14 protein-coding genes and 1 pseudogene are annotated in these 20144 nt (G+C 69.6%); 9 read left to right on the forward strand and 6 right to left on the reverse strand.

What is annotated here, in order from left to right; translation table 11 throughout:
• Positions 1-999: hypothetical protein (locus tag ADK86_RS43005; protein WP_159393803.1), on the reverse strand; the 999-nt coding region annotated here is incomplete at its 3' end.
• On the opposite strand from ADK86_RS43005, the gene ADK86_RS45165 reads away from it, so the two are divergent.
• From ADK86_RS45165 to ADK86_RS07595, 5 genes are all read left to right on the forward strand, one after another.
• Positions 989-1120, forward strand: coding sequence for a hypothetical protein (locus ADK86_RS45165; protein ID WP_267888787.1), 132 nt, complete (start codon positions 989-991; stop codon positions 1118-1120). The two genes, ADK86_RS43005 and ADK86_RS45165, sit on opposite strands and share 11 nt — an antisense overlap.
• A 391-nt stretch (positions 1121-1511) precedes the next feature.
• The gene (locus ADK86_RS43015) at positions 1512-1697 is read left to right on the forward strand and encodes a hypothetical protein (protein ID WP_159393805.1); all 186 of its coding nucleotides are present in this window, start codon (positions 1512-1514) and stop codon (positions 1695-1697) included.
• A gap of 1056 nt (positions 1698-2753) precedes the next feature.
• Entirely contained in the window at positions 2754-4016 is a 1263-nt protein-coding gene (locus tag ADK86_RS07585) for a glycosyltransferase family 87 protein (RefSeq protein ID WP_053695890.1), read from the forward strand.
• Positions 4017-4326: 310 nt separating this feature from the next.
• Positions 4327-5847: an FAD-binding oxidoreductase gene (locus ADK86_RS07590; RefSeq protein ID WP_159393806.1), complete on the forward strand. Its 1521-nt coding sequence runs from the start codon at positions 4327-4329 to the stop codon at positions 5845-5847.
• A gap of 879 nt (positions 5848-6726) precedes the next feature.
• Positions 6727-7569 carry a MerR family transcriptional regulator gene (locus ADK86_RS07595; RefSeq protein WP_053695892.1) on the forward strand — a complete coding sequence of 281 codons (843 nt, stop codon included), beginning with the start codon at positions 6727-6729 and terminating at the stop codon, positions 7567-7569.
• A gap of 678 nt (positions 7570-8247) precedes the next feature.
• On the opposite strand, the gene ADK86_RS07600 is transcribed toward ADK86_RS07595, so the two are convergent.
• Entirely contained in the window at positions 8248-9801 is a 1554-nt protein-coding gene (locus ADK86_RS07600) for a nitrilase-related carbon-nitrogen hydrolase (protein ID WP_053695893.1), read from the reverse strand.
• Positions 9802-9998: 197 nt separating this feature from the next.
• Entirely contained in the window at positions 9999-11429 is a 1431-nt protein-coding gene (locus ADK86_RS07605) for a cobyrinate a,c-diamide synthase (RefSeq protein WP_053695894.1), read from the reverse strand.
• A 272-nt stretch (positions 11430-11701) separates the two neighbouring features.
• On the opposite strand from ADK86_RS07605, the gene ADK86_RS07610 reads away from it, so the two are divergent.
• On the forward strand, positions 11702-12376 hold the full coding sequence (locus ADK86_RS07610; RefSeq protein ID WP_078951914.1) for an SCO2322 family protein: 675 nt from the start codon (positions 11702-11704) through the stop codon (positions 12374-12376).
• An 859-nt stretch (positions 12377-13235) separates the two neighbouring features.
• Here ADK86_RS07610 and eno read toward each other — a convergent pair.
• A complete protein-coding gene (gene eno / locus ADK86_RS07615; protein ID WP_053695895.1) occupies positions 13236-14543 on the reverse strand; it encodes a phosphopyruvate hydratase in 1308 nt (435 codons plus the stop codon).
• Positions 14544-14758: 215 nt separating this feature from the next.
• Here eno and ADK86_RS07620 point away from each other — a divergent pair, with 215 nt between their 5' ends.
• Positions 14759-15181: a MarR family winged helix-turn-helix transcriptional regulator gene (locus tag ADK86_RS07620; RefSeq protein ID WP_030600288.1), complete on the forward strand. Its 423-nt coding sequence runs from the start codon at positions 14759-14761 to the stop codon at positions 15179-15181.
• 120 nt (positions 15182-15301) lie between these two features.
• On the opposite strand, the pseudogene ADK86_RS07625 reads toward ADK86_RS07620, so the two are convergent.
• Together ADK86_RS07625 and ADK86_RS07630 are read right to left on the reverse strand one after the other, a co-directional pair.
• Positions 15302-17989, reverse strand: a pseudogene (locus ADK86_RS07625) (PA14 domain-containing protein); the annotation flags it as partial.
• A gap of 218 nt (positions 17990-18207) precedes the next feature.
• The gene (locus tag ADK86_RS07630; protein WP_053695897.1) at positions 18208-18867 is read right to left on the reverse strand and encodes a TetR/AcrR family transcriptional regulator; all 660 of its coding nucleotides are present in this window, start codon (positions 18865-18867) and stop codon (positions 18208-18210) included.
• 222 nt (positions 18868-19089) lie between these two features.
• Here ADK86_RS07630 and ADK86_RS07635 point away from each other — a divergent pair, with 222 nt between their 5' ends.
• Together ADK86_RS07635 and ADK86_RS07640 are read left to right on the forward strand one after the other, a co-directional pair.
• Positions 19090-19647, forward strand: coding sequence for a DUF6230 family protein (locus ADK86_RS07635; protein WP_078882183.1), 558 nt, complete (start codon positions 19090-19092; stop codon positions 19645-19647).
• Between the two features lie 32 nt (positions 19648-19679).
• Positions 19680-20144: DUF6114 domain-containing protein (locus tag ADK86_RS07640; protein WP_234345757.1), on the forward strand; the 465-nt coding region annotated here is incomplete at its 3' end.

Consider the following 20144-nt stretch of genomic DNA (forward strand, 5'->3'; position numbering starts at 1 on the left):
GTCCCCTGGCAGCTGGCCGCCCGCCGGCTCCAGCTGAGCAGCAGCAGCGCGGCCCGCGCGGTCAGCGGCATCACCGTCGCCGTGGCCGGAGCCATCGCGCTCCAGACGCTGTTCGCCGGGGTCGGGGACGGCTACACCCACCCCACCGGGCAGGACACCTCCCGGGCCCAGCTTCGGGTGGAGCTGCCGAACCGGGACGGCGCCGACATGCAGAAGATGATCGACGTGTTCACGGCGACCAAGGGCGTCGACGGCGTCATGGCCACCATCAATTCGCGGGTCACCTCCCCCGGCCCGGAGCGCACCGACGGGGGCCGCCCGCTGAGCACCTCGGTCAAGGTCGGCAGCTGCGAGACGCTTCAGGAGGCCGCCCGGCCCATCCCGTGCAAGGACGGCGACGTCTTCCTGGTCAACGGCGGTCCCGGCTCCTTCGTGGACGAGGACCTGCCCAAGATCGTGCGGCCCGGCGCCACCGTGCTCCTCAACGATTTCGACGAGCACGGCAAGCTCAAGGGCCGGCCCAGCCCGTGGACCCTGCCCCGGACGATCCGTTCCGCCGACGCCCGGCCCGACCCGTCCGGCAATCAGCTGAGCGGCCTGTTCGCCACCCCGGGCGCGCTCGACGTCAAAAAGCTGCACGAACCCGAGGCCGAGGTCATGCTGCGGCTCGACCCGTCCGTGCCGGACGCGGCCGAGCACGCCCGCAACACCGCGGCCCGCATCGATGTGACGGCCGACGTCGCCGAGTTCTCGGACACCGCCGAGGACCAGCAGTTCACCGGCGTCCGCAACGGCCTGCTGATCGCGTCCGTGGCGACCATGACGCTGATCGCCGCCAGCATGCTGGTCACCACCCTGGAACAGCTGCGCGAACGCCGCCGTCTGCTGTCGGTCCTGGTGGCCTTCGGCACCCGGCGCTCCACGCTCGCCTGGTCCGTGCTGTGGCAGACCGCCGTCCCGATGGCGGGTGCTGCTGTCGATGACGGGGGTGAGCGGCATCGCCTGGTCGATGGTCTGGCCGCTGCCGCTGTTCGGCGCCGCTCTGGTGCTGCTCGTGACGCTGCTCAGCATGCCGCCGCTGTGGCGAATGATGCGGGCGGACGGGCTGCGTACGGAGTGACCCCGCCGCCCGGCCCCGGGACCCGCGCCACGGGCCCCGGGAGGGAAAGCTGGGACCGCGCGACTACGCCACGTGCGGGCCCTGCGGCCCAGAAGCTGAGTGCCGTTGACCGCCCCACAGACCGGCGGCCCCGGCTCCATCCCGCTTCCCCCGACCGGGCCGCCACCATCGAACGGGCGTCCAGCCCGCGCACCCCGTCGTCGCCGCAGGCCGAACCCAGCACGGCCCCGGTCGGGCGATGCCCCTCACACCCGTGGCACCGCTCTGGACCCGCCGGGGCTGCCCGCGCCGTTGCGCACCATGGCCGTGCAGCGGCACGAGCGCGGGGCCCAGCTCGCCACCGGCCAGGACCGTCCCGCGCTGTGGGCCGCCCCCCGTCGCCGGTGGCAAGGTGCTGGCGCTACGGCCGGACTACGACGAACAGGCAACCTCCCTGCGTGGCCTGGACCGGGCCATCACCGCTTCCGCCGCCGTGGCGATCGCCCTCACCCTGGTGGCCTGGCTGGTCTCCATCACCTGCATCACCCGCGGCCTCTGCACCACATCGCCTGCGTGCCCGGCGCATCAGTACCGGTGATCTGGACGCGCGGGTGGACGACGTCCGCGCCCGGCGCCCCGAGCGCGCCCAGGACCGAGGCCGCCGCCGTGACCACCGCGCTGGATGTGATGGCCACCTGCCGGCAGCCCCGGCTGCACTCCGCAGCCGAACTGCTGCCGCCCGGCCGAGATGGTGCGCGACCGGGTCCAAGCCTGCGCGGGCTGACCGAGGACCTGCTGGAGATCTCCCGGTTCGTCGCCCGCGCCGAGCACGCCGGCCTCGCCACGAACTGGGGGCGCCGGCCGAACCCGCGGTACGGGCCACCGCAACGGCCACCGAGGTCCGCCTCGTCCGGGACGCTCGGGCGGAGACCGACCGGCGCCGCCTCGAACGCGTCCTGGCCAACCTCGTCATCAACGCCCACAAACACGGCCGCCCACCCGTCGTGGTCACCGTCGACGTCCCGGTCATCACCGTGCGGGAGCACGGCGACGGCTACCCCGGCTACCTCCTCGACCAGGGACCCAGCGCTTCCGCAGCCAGTCCGGCGGGGTCGCCGCCGGCCAACGCGCTGATCCACGGCCTGGGTCTGACCATCGCCACCGGCCAGCCCACGCCTCGGCGCCGCCCTGCTACCAACGCCCCCGTCCCGCCACGCGCCGTTCGCCGAAGGAACCCCTTTGCTCACGTTCATCGAGGTCCTGTTGAAGTTCCTCGACGTGCTGTGGATCGGAGTCCCCGTCCCCCTGCGGACGCTCCGGCGCATACGCGAACGGTGCAAGCACATACGAGTTCCGTTTGGCGAGCAGCAAGCGGATTCGGCTCACCGCCCATGAGCGGTCTGTGCCTCCCGCAGCTTCATCCCGGGCGAGTGGTGCAGGTAAGGAACCGGCCCGGCAGCGCCATCACCACGACGGCGCCCTGCGCCCCATGCGACCGAAGTCACTATGGCCGGCTGTCGGCCGCGTCGACCTTATGTGTCAGGCCGCAAGGCGCTGAGTCGGACCCGATCCCTACGAAACCGATTCCCCTTCACGGACCAGTAAGCACTCAATGTATAGTCCATGCGTATACACGGTGTGTACAGTGCGCCGTATGCGCACGTTCCACACATTCCTCTCGCCCTGGCTGTCTTCCGTCCGGCAACCGCCGGCCGGTGTCCACTGGCGCTGGGACCGGCTCCTGCTGGCGGTGTGCGCGGTGGCCGCGCTCGTGGTGGGGCTGTTGTCCCCTGCCGACACCTCACAGCAGGCGTGGGGACTGTCCTCCGCCGTGGGCTACGGCTGCGCCGCCTGGGCGGCATGGAAGTCACCCACCGCCTGGTCCCGCACCCCCGCACTGATCGCGGCCGTCGGCTCCCTCGTCGTACCGCTGCTGTACCTGACGGCGATCGGCAAGGCGCAGATGGAGGTGGGCGTGGTACAGCAGGCGGCAGAGCGGCTGTTCTCCTCCGGCACCCCCTACCACCCCGACCCGCACGCGGTGAAGGACTTCACCCCCTACCTGCCCGGCATGGCCCTGTTCGGGATACCGCGCCTGCTGTTCGGCGACGTCTTCTTCGCCAGTGCCCGGCTGTGGTTCCTCGTCGGCTTCTTCGCGTCCGTGGTCGGCGCTCTGCGCGTCCTGGACGACCGCCGGCGCACGGGGCTGTTCTGGCTGGCCGCCTGTCCGGTGGTGGCGCTGCCGCTGGCCATCGGGGGCGTGGATCCGCCGGTGATCGGGCTGATCTGCCTGGCGCTGGCCTTCGCGCACCGGGGCGATGCCGGGTGCGCCGGTCTGGTCCTGGGCATGGCGGCGGCACTGAAGTGGACCGCCTGGCCCGCGGTGCCGGTGGTCATCGCCCTGCTCGCCGCACGCCAGGGCAAGCGCGCCGGGCTGCGCTGCGGCGCGGCGGCCACGGGGCTCGCCGTGCTGGCCACGCTGCCCGCGGTCCTGGTGGACCCCGCAGCGTTCTTCCAGAACGCACTGGCCTATCCGCTGGGGCTGTCCGCCACCGCCTCAACCGCCCAGAGCCCGCTGCTCGGGCACCTGATCGTCGCACTGGTGCCGCACGGCAAGGCGGTCACCGTCGCCCTGATCGCACTGAGCGCCGCGGCCGTGGCAGCGACTCTGCTCCTGCGCCCGCCCCGCAGCGCTGTGGCCGCCGCCGACCGGCTGGCCCTGGGGCTGGCTCTGGCCATCGCCCTGTGCCCGGCCACCCGCATCGGCTACGCCATCTACCCCGTCCTCCTCCTGGCCTGGCCCCGCCTGACCCTCGCCACCTCGCGCCCACAAGACAAGCCCACGCCCGACCGGCGGATCCTGGCCGTCGGCCTCTGGCCCTCCCGCCGGAAGGCCGAGCTCCGCTCACCGGCATGAGCGGTTGGACAGGTCAATGACAAGCTCGGGGGAAGGTGCCCCGCGGACGGTGGCGTGGCTGCAGTTCCTGTCCTGGCTGAGGTGGGCGGCCCCCTGCTCCCCATGATCTGGACCATCGACTGCATGTCCGCCGGCGCCTTCCACTGCCTCTGTTCCCTTCGGCGTTCTTCGGTGACGACGGCTGCACGCGCTACTCCAAGACCGAGCTGGTTGCTCTCATCGAAAAGGCCCGGGCCACCGCCGACGCCGCAGGGCACTGACGCCGTATGTCCGTGCTGCAGAGCTCAAGATCGAAGGAAAGCAGGTGAGCATGGCAGGCCGCAGGCCCTCACGACGGCAGGTTCTCTCCTACGGCGGCACCACCGTAGGAGCGCTGGTGGCGGGCGGGTACGGCGGGGCGGCACTCCAGCGCATCGCGGATCAGGGCCGGATGCCACCTGCCGCCCCCTCGCGGACGTTGTTCAATGACGCCAGCGGGCTCAACCCGACACGGGTGCGCGGTGTCACCTTCGCGGCATCAACGGCCGCGGACACAGCCGCACGGCTGCAGCCCCTGCTCGGCCGGATCGCCCAAGGCCAGGACCCGGCCCTGGCGATCTCAGGGGTACGGCATTCGATGGGCGGGCAGAGCCTGCTGCAAGACGGCTGGCTCCTGGAGACCCAGCCGATGAACCACGTCAGCCTCGACAGCGACCGGCAGGTCATGCGCGTCGGGGCGGGCGCCACCTGGCGAGAGATCATCCCTGTGCTCAATGCCCGCGGCTGCGCGCCCAAGGTGATGCAGTCCAACCACGACTTCACCATCGGCGGCTCGCTGAGCGTGAACTGCCACGGGTGGCACACCAACAGCCCGCCGATCGCCTCGACCGTCCACAGCCTGCGGCTCCTGACCGCCGACGGCACCGTCGTGACCTGCAGCCCCACCGAGAACGCCGAACTGTTCCGGCTCGCCCTGGGCGGGTACGGAATGTTCGGGGTGATCCTGGAAGCCGATATCGCCGTGGCCCCGAACGTGCTGCTCGCACCGGCCTTTGCCACCGTCCCCACTCGGGAGTACGCGGCTGCTTTCGCCCGCCGGGTCCACGCGCCCGCCGCACGGGTCGAGATGGCGTACGGGCGGCTGTCGGTGGACCCGGACAACTTCCTCCACGAGGCGATCATCGGAACCTACACCCCGGACCCACAGTCCCGCGGCACACGGACGCCGCTGTCGTCCCTGCCGCAGCCCGGCGCACAGCGTGCCATCTTCCGTAACTCCGCAACCAGCCGCGCCGGCAAGGTTCTTCGCTGGTGGCTGGAGCGCGAGGCAGAGCCCTGGCTGGCCGACGAGGTCAGCCGCAACTCACTGCTCAACGAACCCGTCGCCGTCTTCGCGAACTCCACCCCGGAATCCACCGACATCCTGCACGAATACTTCATCCCGCAAGCCCGCCTGTGGGAATTCGTCCGCGCCGCACAGGAGATCATCCCCCGGTCCCGGGGCAACCTGCTGAACGTCACCGTCCGGGACGTCCGCCGAGATGACCGAAGCACCCTGGCCTACGCCCGCCAGGACGTCTTCGGCCTCGTGATGCTCTTCGTACAGGACCGCACCGCTGCCGGTGAAGCACGGATGCAGGCCATGACACGCGATCTGATCGACGCCGCCCTCTCCACCGGCGGCACCTTCTACCTGCCCTACCGGCTCCACGCCGGCAAGGACCAGCTCCACCGCGCCTATCCCGCCTGGGATGCCGCGATGCGCGCGAAGGACCGCTACGACCCGCACGGCGTGTTCCGCAGCGAGCTCTATCACCGCTACGGCCCAGATCGAAACACCGATAACGGCTGAGAGAACAGCCATCATGTTGACCTTGTCGTCCGTATCCCGGACGCACTCCCCACCCCGTCCCTGCAGAAAGGCCATCCCGATCCTGCATCGTCACGGTCGAAGAGCACCGGCCGCAGCCGTCAGGGAGGCCATGGCTGCGCTGGGCGCGCGGCTGCAAAGCCTCCGCTCTTTTTCCGCTCCGACGTCCTGGTCCCGGTCGACCGCATGTCGCAGTGCCGGTGATGCGGAACCGAAACCGCCTCGCGGCTGGAGGACACATGACTCACACGGCAGGCTCCGCAGCCTCTGCCCCTGCCTTCCCGGCCGGCTTCGTGAGCCAGGTACTGCCCGCCGAGGACGGGCAGATGCCCCGGCACCGTGTCCGGCCGGCCCCGTCCCGCCGGCGGCATGCAGGGGCAAGGCGGCCAACGGCGGCGAGGCCGTCCGCCGCGCCGCCGAGCACCGCCCCGACGTCATCCCGCCCGATCTCCGTAGCCCGGTGCTCGGCAGGCTCGCCACCGCCACACAGCTACCTGCTCTCGCCCCGGGACGGCGACAGCGCACGCGCCATCCTGGGCAAGGACGAGCAGGGCGACACGCCGGTCCCCATCACAGGCTGCCGGCCATCCCCCGGATTGCGGTACCAAGCAGCCGAGAGGGGCGAGGCCGACGCGGTCGCCGGGTTGCCGACGGCAGAGCACACCGTCGCCCCCGCAGCAGCCCGACTCCCCGCTCGACAGCACGCGTCGATGGACCGTCCCTGCCTGCGGTCGCCATACCACCCCAGAGGCTCACCGCAGCCACGCGGATCGATGTCCGATGCCCGCCTGGAGGCGGGCTGCGAGCTCTCACCTCCCCGGTGTTTGACCTTGTAGTTGCTGGAAGGACGAATCTGGCGTCATGTTGTCCATCAGCGATTTCAGCCGTATGTGCTGCCTGTCCCCGCAGACCCTGCGGTTCTACCACTCCGAGGGCCTGCTCGTCCCCGCCCACGTCAGCGAACAGACCGGATACCGCTCCTACACCTTCGACCAGGTCGAACAGGCCATGGCGATCACGGTGCTGCGCGGCACGGGAATGCCCGTCAAACTCGTCCGGCAGGCCCTCGACGAGCCCGACACGGCCCTGAACCTCCTGCGGCAACACCACGGAGAGCTGAAGCGCCAGCGGCAGGCCCAGGACGAGGCGATCAACGACGCCCGCGAGCTCCTCACCGCCTGGCCGCAGGTGCAGGCGCGCCACGTCCCCGAGACGACCGTGATCTCCAAGCCGGTGCCCGGCTCCTCGCTCCGGGACGCCCAGCACGACTGGGGAGCGCTCGATGCCGCTGTCGGCGCCGCCGTTCAGGAGATGGTCCGGACCGTGGAGTCGTTGGGGGCCGTCGTGTCGGGAACCCCGTGGCGGGCCCTGGCCCGTGAAACTCCCGAGCAGAAACGGCAGTTGCGCACCGCAGAGGGACCGCGCTGGCTGGTGAAGGTTCCTCTCGACGCGGACGGGACAACGCTCGCCGCGCTGCCCGGTGACATCGAGGTGCAGACTTTTGAGGCCCGGGAAGAACTGTCGCTATTCCTCCCGGGCAAAAGCTCGATGCCCAAATACGGTACGGCGATCTCCCGCCTGTTCGCGCATCCCCTCGACGGCGCTTACGTCGACATCGGCGGCCTGCGCCAGCTGCTGCACGACGACGGCATCGAAACCGCCGTGGCGATCCGCAGGCTCGACCCGGCCGGCACAGCCGCATGACGCCACCGACTTCACCGCGCAGCCGAGAGGCGGTCGCAAGGGTGTATCCCTCTTGTCGGGGAGTACGGAGAACGCGGTCCTCCCGTCTCCGGCGTCCTCGGAGGGCATCGCCATGGCCACGGCTTTGCTGAACAGGTTGGCGAAGGTGAAGAGTTCGCTCTCGAAGATGACAGATGGGTGCGCGCATCAGAGGCCAGCAATGTCACCGCATTGATCTCGCCGGTATCCAGCGACCCAAGTACGGGGCGGATGAAGCGGTCGGGGAGGTATTTCTCGATCCGGTCGGCAAGCGAGTGGATGACGTAGTGGCTGTGATAGGACTCCTCGTGGCCGCAGGGCGGCCAGCGCTGCTGAAGCAGCAAAGCCTCCTCGGTTTTCGCGTCCGGCTGCTCCCCCGGGGGCAACTTCTCGACGAGCTCGCGCAGGGCGGACACGCGACGCTGGTTCGCGTGCCCCCCGCCGTCCTTGTGCGTCCGCGATCTGCGCCTGGAGTTCCCACAGGTAGGCCCGCGCCTCATCCGCCCGCGTTGTCATCGCGCTTTCCCGTTTCTCCTGCACCCCTCATCCCTTCAGTCTGGAGGCAGTTGGGCAAACGCGTCAGCCCTCGTGCGGATCAGGCCACTTCGAGCCGCGACAGTCACCACCGACAACACCCACCCGGCCGGCGACCGAGCCCGACTAGCAGGTGTGTGCTTCTTCCTGGCACGGTTCGAGGATGGTGGTGGGGTCGAAGAAGCGGGCCGAGGGCTTGGCGCGAACGTCGCCGGTGGTGATGTCGCGGATCACGATGCCCTCGTCCTCGGTGAAGCTGGGGTCCGCCTTGTAGCCGCCGAGGTAGATCCCCTCCGGGCCGGACTTGTTGGCTGTGACGATGTGCAGGTAGTCACCGGTACGGCTCTTCCAGAGGGCGCTGCGGACCGGATCGCGCCAGTCGGTGTTCATCGCGACGACGTCGACTCCCATGCGGGCGAGGACCTGGGCGGTCTCGGGCGGCATCATGTCGACGTCCTGCATGAGGGCGAGCCTGGCGTAGTCGCGGTCGATGACGAGGTAGTCGTCCGACAGCCGGCCCTCGGGGAGCTTTTCGCCGCGCTTGTGGTGGGTGCGCCGGTAGTCGTAGGACTGCCCCGTCGAGGTGATCAGGGTGCTCTTGGGCACCTCGGTGCCGGTGGCCGGGTAGTGGATGAGCAGGTCGGTTCCGCGCCCTGTGGCGAACGACGTGAGTTTCGCGAGGCCCGCCGCGTCGGAGCCGGGGAAGTAATGGGCCGGAAAGACGATCAGGCGCAGTTTCTTGCCGGCGGACTCGGCCTGGGATGCGGCCTTGGCCGCGGCATCGAGGGCTGCCTGCCAGGGCGCTGTGCTGGGGCCGGGGTCGACAGCCGCGGCGGTGAAGGTGGTCGGGTCGGGCTGGTGGAACTGCTTTTGCGTATATGGCTCCAGGGTGTCCTGGCCCATCAGGGAGTACATTGCGGGTTTGCGCTCGACCGGGAAGGTCCGTGACGTACGCACGGGAATCTCGCCGTAGCCGATCTGATCGGACTGGCCGCTCACGTCCGCGAGCACCTTGCCGTCATGGGTCATGATGATGCTGCGCGACCCGAAATCGAAGTCGTAGGGGAACGGCGACGGCACGGTGAAGGTGTTCTGCGTGAACACCTCGGGTTTGGTTCCCTTGGTGCCCTTGCCCCAGCGGTTCGCGACAATCATGGCGAAGTCGTTCTCGAAGGTCCGGACACGAACGAAGTCGGTGTCGATCCCGACGTTGGCGGGCGCGATCAGGATGTCCGCTCCCTGCACCGCGGCCGCTCTGGGGAACTGGGAGTTGAACATGTCGGAGCAGATGACCAGCGCCATCCTGCCGTATTCGGTGTCGAAGGTCGGGATCGGTTCGAAGGAAGAGGCGTTGTACGAGGACTCGATCAGGTGGTTGCGCTTGTGATAGACGCCGCGGGTTCTGCCGTCCGGGCCGAGGAGCACGGCCGAGTTGTAGTACCGCTTCGTGTCCGGCTCGTAGACGGGCATGCCGAACGCTATGTAGGCGTGATGCTGTCTGGCGACAGCGCCGAGCGCGTCGGTCGTTTTTCCGGGGACCTCCTCCGCGGCCTTCGACATCTCCGCACGGCTGAAGAAGGAGTAGCCGCTGGTGGCCATCTCCGGCAGCACGATGAGCTTGGCGCCCTTGCCGGCTGCCCGGTTGGCCAGCTCGACCATCTTGGCGCGGTTGTTCTCCACCTTCCCTTCTTCCGGGGCGAAGTGAATCGTCGCGGTCTTCAGGGACTTGGGTGCTGGTGATGCGTTCGCCGCGGCGGCACTCGTGGGCTCGTGGCCCGGTAGCAGGGGAATCAGCCCTGCCAGAACAGCCGCCACCACGGCCGACCGGACCCGGTGGCGACGGAACAGCGGAATCCGCTTCAAGGATGTCTCCGATCTCATACGGCGGGCACCTTCTTCGAGTACCTCAGAGCAGCACTCAGGAGGTTGCGCGGGATTTCCGGGTGCATGCTGAAATGGAGATGGATATAGCTGGCCGCCACGTTGTTGAGCACAAAGCCCGCACGGCGGCGTTCACCCGTGCTCGTGGTCACCTCGTACAGATTCGGCTCGATCTCGGCAGTGGTGATACGGGACTGGTGGAACTCCTGACCACGGGCACGCTGCCCCGCCTCGCCGAGCGGAGACGGCGCCTGTGTGCGCACCTCGACGTAGTGGATGGCCAGGTACCGGCGGTCCATCACCACGTCGATCGGGAGGATACCGGTCATGGTCGCGGCTTTTCCGTCGAATCCGGTCAGCGAGCGGGCGAGGTACATCATCCCGCCGCACTCCGCGTAGATCGGCATTCCTCGCCCGGCGCGCGCCCTCAGCTCGTGCGCCAGTGAGCGGTTGGCAGCCAGCTCAGCGGTGAAACTCTCCGGGTAGCCACCGCCGAGGTAGACCGCGTCGACGCCGTCCGGCAGTTGGGAATCGACGGTGGGCCGGAACGGCACCAACGTGAACCCGGCGTCCTCCAAAGCGCGCAGGTTCTCCTCGTAGTAGAAGCAGAACGCGGCGTCACGGGCCACCGCCAGCCGTACGTGGGACGCATCGGGGCCGGTTCCGCGTGGCGGATGGTGTGCGGATGTCTCGCCGGGGTGGGGCAGTACGGTGCGGGTGGTCGCCAGCAGCCGGTCCACGTCCACCGTGCGGCCGGAAGCGACCTGCGCGGCAGCGCGTTCCGCGGCAGCGGTCGGGTTCTCCTCGACCGTGGTCAGCCCGAGATGCCGCTCGTCGACACGCAGGTGCTCGCTGCGCTCGACCCAGCCGGCCACGAGCTCTCGCAGCCGGTCCGGCAGCGCGGTGAGGACCATTTCGGCGTGGGTGCGGCTGCCGACCTGGTTCAGGACACATGCCGCGATCCGGACCTCGGGGTCGAAGGCCATCAGGCCGCCGAGCACGGCTCCGGACGTACGCGTCATTCCCCATACGTCCATGACGACCACGACGGGAAGCCCGAGGAGCTTGGCGATATGCGCCGCGCTCCCCTTCTCCGTGCCGTTCTCCCCGTCGTACAGCCCGCCCATGGCCTCGATCACGCACACATCCGCCTCCGCGGACCAGCGGCTGAAAGAGCCGCGCACCCCCTCGGCCCCCATCATCCACAGGTCCAGATTGATCGAGGGGCGTCCGGTGATCTCCCGGTGGTATCCGGGGTCGATGAAGTCGGGGCCGATTTTGAACGCCTGCACCTTCAGCCCGCGTTCGCGCAGGAGGCGCAGCACAATGGCCGTAACGGTCGTCTTGCCCGCGCTGCTGTGCGTCGCGGCGACCACGAATGCGGGCCGCGACCGCGGTGCGGGGTCGGTGCTGGCCGTGTTCTTCACTGCTGCCCCTCCAGAACGAGCCGGATCTTCAGTGGAGTGACGCAGAGTACAGCCAGGTTCCGGACCGGCGCTGTCAAAATGGTTCGCCGGGTTCTCTTTGCCCAGGCGGCATTTCGAGCGCTTCCCGCTGGCCGGTGAAGGGGGCGACCCGGGATGGTCCGGACGTGGCCGACTCCATACACTCCATTCCGGCAAGCACCACAAGATCCACCGGTATCTCCTTGACTCCATCGCACTCCACAGCGCTCCGCAGCAGGCAGGCGAAAGACACCGTGAATCGCAGCGTCGGACCCATCACCTACAGCCTGGCCACAACCGTCACCGCAGGGACCCTCGCGCTGACCGCCGCGGCACCCGCCCACGCCGACGACTACCGCTACTGGTCGCTACGGCACGGAGACAACGGCGTCTGGCGCACCACGGCCGAGGGCCCGGGTACCTACCGCCCGGCCGACGGCGCGGTGGAAGGGCTGCGCTTCGCCGTCTTCCAAGCGGATACGAAGGAATCCGTAGTCCCCCGTGCTCCCGCCGACTTCGAGGCAATCTGCGCCTCCACCCCGACGAAGACAGGCACCAAGCGGGTCGCCCTGGTCCTGGACTTCGGCACGGCACAGGACGCCCCGTCCGGGGCGAAGCCCCCGCCGGTACGTTCGCACTGCGTGCAGTTGCCGCCACAAGCCACCACCGCGGAGGCACTGGCCAAGGCCGCGCCGCCACTGCGGTACGCACCCTCGGGGTTGCTGTGCGCCATCGCGGGCTATCCGCGGCACGGCTGCGCCGAAGCCGTAACCGACAGCACCGAACGCGCGAGCGGCAGCGACAGCCCTCGCAGTGGCGGCGGTTCGGGCGGCGGGCCGTCCGTGGGGCTGCTGCTCGGAGGTGGCATCGTTGTTGCCCTGGTCGGCGCGGCGGCGTGGCAGGCCCGGCGCCGCCGCAACGCCTCCTGAACGTACCTCGGTCGGCTTTGCCGACGCTCAGCCGGCCAATGTTCCTGCCGGTGCTTGCCGGCCGACCGCACGCCTTCACTTCCCGAGCTGATGCCTCAGCTGATTCCGCAGCCCTGATTGTCCGTACTGACGCCGTCCATTCTGCTGCCCCATGCCCAGTCGGCGGACCGGTCGTCGACCCAGATCTTCCGGGCATAGCACCTACCACCGGGGCCATGGTCGATCGCGTACACGATCAGACCTGAGGCGGCTCTGAAAGACCGAGCGCGACCGTGGAGCTGATCCGGTACCTCCGCATAGCCCGATGGGCGGTAGCACCAGGACGTGCCTCGGTACTCGGGCTCCGCATAGAAGCAGACTTTTCCGTCCCCTTGGATCGGTGTCGACGGTGCTGCGATCGCAAGCGGCGTGGACAGAGCAAGAGCTGAAACGAAAGCTGCCGCAATGACGGAATGACGCATGCGCGTGCTCCAGAGTAGTCGATACAACCACGTCAGGATCCCAAGGGATGCCGCCGGAAAACGCTTGCAACACTCTGAGAACACATATCGCAAAGCCCTCCCTGACCTCGCCTTTCAGGAGGGCCCGACATGGAAAGACACACGTACGGCGCAAGGACAGCTCACCGGAAAGCAGGCGTCAGTCCACTCGCGGCGCACGGCGATCGTGAAGTGTTCCACCTTGGTGTAGGCGCAGTCACTCCATCAGGCGCGCGAACCCATGCGCGAGGCACCCGTGAAATCCGCCCACCCTCGGGTAACCCTGGACGACATACCGCGCCCCCTCCAGTACCGCGAAGCCGGGTCCACCCCACGCAGACCCGGCCTCGTCCCACCGATCCCCTACCCCTGCCTCCTACTCACCCCCGCCGCAATACCGAGCCCCCCGCAAAGCGCGCCGAATCGCCCAGCTCCTCTTCGATGCGGATCAGCTGGTTGTACTTCGCCGTGCGGTCGGAGCGGGAGAGCGAGCCGGTCTTGATCTGGCCACAGCCGGTCGCCACCGCCAGGTCCGCGATGGTGGTGTCCTCCGTCTCGCCCGAGCGGTGCGACATGACGGCCGTCCAGCCCGCCTGGTGGGCGGTGGCCACCGTGGCCAGTGCCTCGGTCAGGGTGCCGATCTGGTTGACCTTGACCAGGACCGAGTTGCCGACGCCGGTGCGGATGCCCTCACGCAGCAGCGTCTCGTTGGTGCAGAACACGTCGTCGCCGGTGAGCTGGCAGCGGTCGCCGACGCGCGCGGTCAGCTCGCGCCAGCCGTCCAGGTCGTTCTCCGCCATCGGGTCCTCGATGGAGACGATCGGGTAGGCGTCGATGAGCTTGGCCAGGTAGTCGGCGTTCTCGGACGGGGTGCGGCGCACTCCCTCGCCCGCGTAGTCGTACACCCCGTCGCGGAAGAACTCCGACGACGCCGGGTCCATGATCAGGCCGATGTCCGCGCCGGGGCGGTAGCCGGTGCGCTCGATGGCGCTCATCACGAAGTCGAGCGCCTCCTCGGCGGTACGCAGCGCGGGCGCGAAGCCGCCCTCGTCGCCGACGCCCGTGGAGTGCCCGGCGGCCAGCAGATCGCGGCGCAGGGTGTGGAAGACCTCGCTGCCCATGCGGACGGCTTCGGCGAAGGTGTCCGCGCCCACGGGCGCGATCATGAACTCCTGGAAGTCCAGCGGATTGTCGGCGTGGGCCCCGCCGTTGACGATGTTCATCATCGGCAGCGGCAGGAGACGGGCGTCGGCGCCACCGAGGTAGCGGTAGAGAGGCCGGCGGTGGGCCGCCGCGGCGGCCTTGGCGGCGGCGAGGGAGACGCCGAGGATCGCATTGGCGCCGAGCCGGGACTTCGTGGCGGTGCCGTCGAGGGCGACCAGCGCGGCGTCGAGACCGGCCTGGTCCGCCGCGTCCCGGCCGCGTACGGACGCCGCGATCTCCCCGTTGACGTGGGCCACCGCGCGGTCGACGCCCTTGCCGTGCCAGCGCGCGGAGTCCCCGTCGCGCAGTTCCACGGCCTCCCGGGCACCGGTGGAGGCGCCGGAGGGGACCGCCGCGCGCCCCAGGGACCCGTCCGCCAGGACGACGTCGACCTCGACCGTGGGGTTTCCCCGGCTGTCGATGATCCGGCGGGCGGTGACGGTCTCGATGGTGGTGTCGACGGTTCCGGCTGCCTGTGCGGACATGAGGGAGGTCCTTCCCGTTGTCGTATGCCGTGGCCCCGGCTGCGACAACGCTGGCGCTGAGCCCGACAAGCGAAACCCTACAGCATTGCTGCACAGCTTTGCTGAGCAGTTTGGCTGGACAGTTTTGCTGTACAGCAACACCGTGGAAGACAGACGCGCAGGTCAGGTAGCAGGTCGAATGCGCGGCTCCGACGGCCGACGAGGTAAAGTGCCCTATGCCCAACCCGGAAGCCGCCGCCATCGCCGCCGAACTGCGCACCGCGATGAGCAAGCTCACCCGACGCGTCAAGCACGAGGACCGCATCCCCCTGGGCCAGGTCGCGGTGCTCGGCGCGCTCGACCGCGACGGCGCCATGACCACCAGCGACCTCGCCGCCGATCAGCGCGTACGCCCGCAGTCGATGGCCCGGGCGGTGGGGCTGCTCATGGAACAGAACCTGATCACGCGCCGGGCGCACCCCACGGACGGCCGCAAGACACTGGTCGAGCTGACGGACGCGGGCCGGGCGGCGCTCGAAGCGGAGCGCGGCCGCAGGGTCGGCTGGCTCGCGCAGGCCATCGAGGCCGAGCTGACGGACGAGGAGCGGGCGCTGCTGGCGCGGAGCGCCGCCCTGCTGGAGCGGCTCGCCACGCGCTGAGCCCTGACAGGCAGCGTTCGCCCCGTAAACCACACCCCCATAGCCCCACCCCCGTGATCACACCCGTTCCCACGCGCCCCGGACCCGGCCGAGGGCCCGGGACGCGCGGGGCGATCAGCCTCCTGCCGCCGCTCCGGCGGCGATGACCTCGCGGTTCACTTCGCGGACGCGATCGGGATCGACCTTGAGTTTGCGCCGGTCGTACGTCCAGAAGCCGTTGAGTTCGTTCTCCAGGTCGGAGACCTGCGTGTAGACCGAGCCGGACAGCTGCTCGCCCGCCTGGCGCAGGTAGAACTTCCGGGTGTTCTCGACGTACTTCCGGGTCAGCGCCTCCGTGTCGGCCACCCCGCTGTAGATCACGGTGGGGGTGCCGGGCCACATGTGGCCGGGGGTGCGCAGGGTGAAGCCGCCGTGTTCGCCGTCCATGGCGGCCCGGCGGTCGTCGGGTGCGGGCGGGTCGACGTTGTTGTAGTCGTGGTGGTCGATGATGTCGCCCTTGCCGGAGTCGCCCTTGGAGTTGCAGCAGTTGACGCCGCTGTGCGCGTTGACGACGCGCGAGGGGTCGGCGGCCTTGACGGACTCGGCGAGGCGGCCGGTGGCGTCGCGGTCCCACTCGCCCCAGCCCTCGTTGAAGACGACGTAGCCGCCGAGAGCCGGGGAGTTGTGCGTCTGCCGCATCATCTCCCGGGCCTGCTCGGTGAACGCGCGCTGCCCCTGCTCGCCGCTGATGTCGCCGGAGACGAAGTCCTGCCACACCAGCAGTCCGAGCCGGTCCGCGTGGTAGTACCAGCGGGGCGATTCGACCTTGATGTGCTTGCGTACCGCGTTGAAGCCGAGCTTCTTCTGCCCCTCCAGGTCGAAGCGGAGCGCCTCGTCGCTGGGCTGGGTGTAGAGGCCGTCCGGCCAGAAGCCCTGGTCCAGCATGGCGAGGGAGAAGAAGGGCTTGCCGTTCAGTACGAGCTTGGGGTGACCGCCGACCTTCTGTACGCCGATGGAGCGCATCCCGAAGTAGCTCTTGACGGCGTCCTTCGACCCGCGATCGCGGAGGGTGACTTCGAGGTCGTAGAGGTAGGGGTCGTCGGGCGACCACAGGTGCCGGCCGCGCACCTTCAGGCGCAGGTCCGCGTTGGCCGCTCCGGTGATCCTGCCGACCACCTTGCCCTTCTTGTCCCGCGCCACGGCCGTGACCTTCGCCCGCGCGGAGGCGTTGTGGGACTCCGCCTTCAGCGTGAGGGTGCCGCTGTCGATGTCGGGGGTGCTGACGATCCTGTCGACGGCCGTCCTGGCGACGGGTTCCATCCAGACGGTCTGCCAGATGCCGGAGGACTGGGTGTAGAAGATGCCCCCGGGGCGCGGTGTCTGCTTGCCCTTCGGCTGGTTGCCGCCGCCGGTGTCGGTGACCCCGACGATGATCTCCTGCTTGCCGCCCCTCTTCAGCGAGTCGGTGATGTCGGCGCTGAATCCGGTGTAGCCGCCGGTGTGCCGGGCCACCTGTTGGCCGTTGACCCACACCCGCGCCTCGTAGTCGACGGCACCGAAGTTGAGCTTGAGGCGCTGTGCGTGGCCGACGTGCCAGCTTCTCGGGACGGTGATGAGCCTGCGGTAGAACATGTGGTCCTCGTGCCGCTCGATCCCGGAGAGCTGCGACTCGACGGGGAACGGCACCGTGATCTTCTCGGCCAGCGTCTTGCCGAACGGTGGCTGCTCGTCCTTACGGGCACCGGCGAACTCCCAGCGTCCGTTGAGGCTCTGCCACTTCACCCGCTTCTCCTGCGGGCGGGGATATTCCGGCAGTGGGTTGTCCGGGTCCACCTTGTCGCCCCATGTGGTGGTCAGCCGGTGGGTGGAGTGATTCCCGGCAGCGCGGATCACCGTGGGCACGGGCTTCCCGCCGCTGGTGAGCCCTCCCTTGCCGTCGTAGGCGAAGCGTACCCGCTGCCCCTTCTGGATGGGCCCGGCCAGCGTGAGGACGACGCTGCGCGGGTCGCTCTGGTCCCTGACGACCGATGCGACGGGCATGTCCGTGGAGTCGACCTCCAGCGTCACGTGGTCCTTCAGCGCCTCGGTCAGGCCGACGTCGCCCTCGAACGTCGCCCGCAGCCGGCGCCCGTCGGTGCCGACGGCGAGGTCCACCGGGTACGGCTCGAAGCCGTCCGGCGGGGTGAAGGCCGACTCGGGGACCGGCTGCCTCGTGACGTCCGGGCTCTGCCAGCTCAGCACCATGTTGGAGCCGCCGCTGTCCTGGAACATCTCGTAACGGAAGTCATACTGCCGGCCGGCGGTGAGCTCGACGGCTTCGCTCTTGATCTCGACGTCCCAGTCGGGCACCCAGTGATCGATGACCGGCTTGCCGTCGATGAAGAACCGGAAGCCGTTGTCGCCCTTGGCGAAGAAGGTGAACTTCCCGCTCCTGGGCACCTCGATCTTGCCGCTCCACCGGGCCGTCGTGTGCTCGGTGCGGCCCGTGGCGATCCGGAAGGTCGAGCTCAGGTCGGGGAAGTCGACGGCCGGCTCCAGGATCGTCGCGCCGGGTTCGGCGAAATCGCGGGCACCGGGCTTGGACATCCGGAAGTACTCGCCCTTGAGGCCGTGTCCACCCGCACGCAGGTCCTCTGCCGCTTGGCCGGCGGCCTGACCCGCCGCCCGCGCGGGGAGCGCGAAGCCGCTGACGGACAGCGACGCGGCGAGGGCGAACAGCAGGGTGCGGAGCAGGAGTTGCGGGGACGGTCTCCGGGTGCGTCTCACGCGGTGTCTCCAGCGCGGGACGCCTCTGGCCCGCAGGCTCAGGCGATACGAAGAAGGAAACATAGTCAAACAGTTAGGCACAGCCTGCACCGTAAAACAACAGTTCTGCACGGGAATTGGCCGAGGAACGGCCACTCTTCGATCCCGACCGACCTCAAGCAGCCCCAACCGGTCTCGATCGCCCTCAATCGCTCTCGGCCGGTCGGGGTGACGTACGACGGAGGGGCGGGAGGTCATGGCCTCCCGCCCCTCCAACGCACCCCGGCGCGTCCCGCGCCCAGTCAGGGAATAGGCGGCCGGGCGGGCGCCGGGCAGGCCGGCTCGTACTCCTCGATCAGCCGCAGCGTGCCCCCCAGCCCCCGGACGAGCAGCGAGCAGACCGTGCCCCGGTCCAGTTCCCGCCGTGCGATCCATTCGAGGGTGACGCCCTCGACGCTGGAGAGCCAGCCGACCAGTGCCGTACGGGCGAGCGCAGGTATCTCCGCGCGGCCCCAGGCGGCGTGCGCGATGGTGCCGAGCAGCTGCTCGCGGACCGCGTCGCGGATGGCGAGCACCTGCGCGTCGAAGCCGACGCCGCCGGTGACGATGGCGCGGTAGGCCGCCTGGTGGTGCTCCGCGTACCGCAGATAGCCGTCGACCGTGTGCTGGACCCGCTCCATGGGCGGCAGGTCGTGGGTGCTGGAGGCGCGCTGGACCAGTCCGGCGACCGCGTCCTCGATGATCGCGAGGTAGTAGCCGCGCTTGTTCTTGAAGTAGTAGTAGATCAGCCCTTTCGCGACACCGGCCTGGCGGGCGATGTCGTCCATGGACAGGGCGTCGTAGGAGGTGTCGGCGAACAGCCCCCTTCCGATGGCGATCAGTTCGGCACGGCGCGCCTGCGAGCGCTCGGTGGCGCGGGCGGTCCGTGGGGCACCTGGTCCGCGCTGTTGACTATTATTCAATTCGAGCCCTAGTCTCCAACTGCCACGGGTTTTCCGCAGTATGGCAGAGGTACGCCACCTGCGGCTTCGTCCCGTAGCCGCTCCACACAGGCACTTCCCTCGCGCGCTCGCACGTGTCCACGGCTGCGCTCGCAGCCGGTCCATCGCTGCCCCGGGGAGGAAGCAGTGAGCAAGAACAAGCGGCCGTTGTCTCAGGGACGCACTTCCTGGAGAAAGACCGCGGTGACGGCGATCCCCGCGGTGCTCGCCGTCGGCGCGATGGCCTCGGTGATGGCCGAGGGCGCGCTGGCCGCCTCGTTCGCCGTCTCGGGCACCAACTTCCAGGTCTCCTCGGGCAAGCTGACCAGCCAGGGCCTGGCTTCGTACGTGCACACCGACCGCGATACGGGCGGCAAGGGGCACCCGGTGGCCCTGCTCGGCCTGGGCAAGGCCGTCCTGAGCGACATCTGCCAGGCGGCCGAGGTCAAGACGCCGGTCGGCACGGTGGTGTTCAAGCTGACCGCGGGCGGCGACGCCGGCCAGGTCACCGCCGACAACCTCGTCATCGACGGCGAGGACCTGGTGGGCGACGCCCGGTTCGGTACGGCGCAGATCGGACGGGACGCCTCCACCCTCGACCAAGTGCCCGGTGTCCAGGGCGAGAAGGGCAAGTTCGGGCTCCAGGCCGGGAACATCGAGGTCGCCGGGGTCAGGTCGCACGCCTGGTCCGCCACCGGCGGCAACTTCCGCCTCAAGGGCCTGCGGCTCGACGTGAGCCTGGGCGGCAAGAAGTGCTTCTGAGCAGCCGGGGCCCCATCGCCCGGCGCCGGCCCGTGCGGCGCCCGGCCGTCCGGCTCCCCTGGCCCGAGCGGCGGGCGGCGTTCCGCGGCTGGCGGCGGACCCGGCCGTTCTGGGCCGGACTGCTGCTGATCCTGGGCGGCGCGGAACTGCTGCTCGTACCGCTGTCACCGCTGACCGTACTGATCAACCTCGGCCTGGGCGGCCTGGCCGCGATCGGCATCGGCCTCGCGCTGATCGTGGCCGGACTGTTCCTGTGGCTGCGCCCCTCCGCCCACCACTACGTGAGCCTGCACGCGCTGATCCTGTCCGTCCTGTCCTTCGCGGCGACCAACCTGGGCGGGTTCCTGGTGGGGATGGGGCTGGGGATCGCGGGGAGCGCGATGGGGTTCGGGTGGACGGTGGTGGAGGGGGGTGATGAGCGTACGGGGCCGACCGTGGCCGAATCTGGGCCCGGGGGCGGGTCCGGGGGCGGGGCCACGTCCGGGACCGGGTCCGGG

It is taken from the genome of Streptomyces sp. NRRL F-5755, from assembly GCF_001279365.1.
GTDB lineage: Bacteria > Actinomycetota > Actinomycetes > Streptomycetales > Streptomycetaceae > Streptomyces > Streptomyces rimosus.